Annotated in this window: 2 protein-coding genes; both read left to right on the top strand. The window is 31.6% G+C overall.

Translation table 11 applies throughout. From position 1 onward, the window contains the following. Window positions 1-246: 246 nt before the first annotated feature. Window positions 247-1827, top strand: a complete 1581-nt coding sequence (locus AC1DND_RS26405) for a cysteine peptidase family C39 domain-containing protein (RefSeq protein ID WP_477585642.1) — start codon at window positions 247-249, stop codon at window positions 1825-1827. 47 nt (window positions 1828-1874) lie between these two features. Next, the coding region (locus AC1DND_RS26400; RefSeq protein WP_477585640.1) for a hypothetical protein at window positions 1875-2085 on the top strand (211 nt) is incomplete at its 3' end.

Genomic DNA, 2085 nt, shown 5'->3' with positions numbered 1-2085 from the left:
GGAATATTCAGAAAATAAAATTTATTATAGTGCTAGCATTAAATAGCTGCATCAAGCAATTGTTACAGTATTTGCATATCATTATCAAGAAAACAGATTTAAGTCTAGTGCAAGTTGTACTTAGATAAGATTCAATACAGATCAGAAATACTTAGCTTATTTGCTCAAAACAATGTACCCACAACTAGCCTTTTAAATTAAATATCCCATTATTTATAAACTTATAAGATACTCTAAGACAGATCTATGAATACTAGCATTTCCTGTACGAAACAAATACTAAATCGTCTAAATTATTATATAAGCGAAGAGAAATTATATGAAGAGTTTCATAAACACCCTGATTACCCAAGTTTATTAGCTATTAGTGATGTGTTAGCAAGTCTTGATGTTGACAACAGTGCCTACAGAATAGAATCAAAAGATCTATTGAACATCCCGACTCCTTTTCTTGCACACATAAATTTAGATCAAGATGATTTTGTTGTGGTAAACAAAATTAAAAATGACTATATCTATGTTTCAAACGAAAAATGGAATAATAAAAAATTTACAACCCTTGATTTCTTGGCTTGTTTTACCGGGGTAGTACTTTGTGTTGAATCTAAGAATGCCAGCCCATCCTTAAGCTATTACAAGGCATATTTTCAAGATAATCAATATTCATTGCTGGGAATTTTGCTATTTATCTCACTTGCTTTTGGGTTTTTAGTCAATCCTTTCTGGGTGATTTTGCATGATGTTAGAACTTCATTACTGTTGTTTATTAAAACTTTAGGAATTATAGTTTCCGTCCTACTGTTTATCCAAGGAATCGATGCGCAGAATCCCCTAATTCGAAGGCTTTGCGGTATTAGTAAAAAAAGTGATTGTAATAAAATCCTGTCATCTAAGGCAGCAAATGCATTTTGGGGGTTTACTTGGAGTGATATTGGATTTTTATATTTTACTGTCACATGGTTACTGCTTTTTTTCTTTGGTTCGGTGAATGTCATCAATTTTTTGACAATTATGACAATTTTAAGTTTACCATATTCGGTGTACTCCATCTATTATCAAGCTAGAGTAGCAAGGAGGTGGTGTATACTATGTTGTACTGTCCAAGCCATTTTATGGCTTGAATTTTTTACACTTAGCAATCGTCTGGTAGAATTCACTTTTCCAGTATATGATCTGAAATTTTTTTTTAGCGCTCTTTTGATTTCAATTATTTTAGGTTTTGTGTTGTGGAAGATTTTAAAAACTATTTTGAATCAAACATACAAAATTCCGGTTTTAAGACAACAACTACATCAAACGATGTTTAATCCAGAAACATTTATTCAGCTATCAATAAGGGAAAATCAATACCCCATTCCTGATGATAACAATTGTATAATAATTGGTAATAAAAACGGTAAAAATGTTCTTACTATGGTAACTGATCCATATTGTCCACCTTGTGCTAACATACATCGGCAGTTGGAGGATGTGTTAAATATCAACAAAGACCTACGTGTACAAATTACATTTACAGGTAACAATACTAAGAATGACTACCAAAGACCTGTTACAAAACATCTCATGGCCTTAAATAAGATGATGAGTGAGGCTGAAATCAAAGAGACACTGAAGGATTGGTATCTACAAAAAGAGAAGAACTATAATACTTGGAAGAAAAAATTTCCGATTGAACACGATGATTCTGAAACCTACAAATTAGAAAATCAATACAATTGGTATTCAACTAATAACATACAGGGAACACCTACAATCTTATTGAATGGTTTTGAGCTACCACAAATTTATGAATTGGGAGACTTGAAGTATCTGCTTTTAATTATTTAATGCAATTTTATTTTTTGAGTGTTTTGTAATAACATCGGTTAAAATTTATGATATTTTTAAGTGCGCAACCTGATAATAATTATTTCTTATGGCAATTGCAATTACAGGTATTTAATTTTCGCTCCCTGGGTATTGAGCCTAATAAGATACATATTTTGATCGGATATGATTCAATCACGGGCTTGAATCCAGAATTTGAGCAATGGATTGTTAATAACAATGAAGCTTGCTTCTATACCTACGAAGACACTAGACTAT

It is taken from the genome of Pedobacter sp. 01N416 (assembly GCF_056399685.1).
Note: the sequence above shows the minus strand (reverse complement) of the source record. Positions and strands in the feature narration are given on the sequence as shown.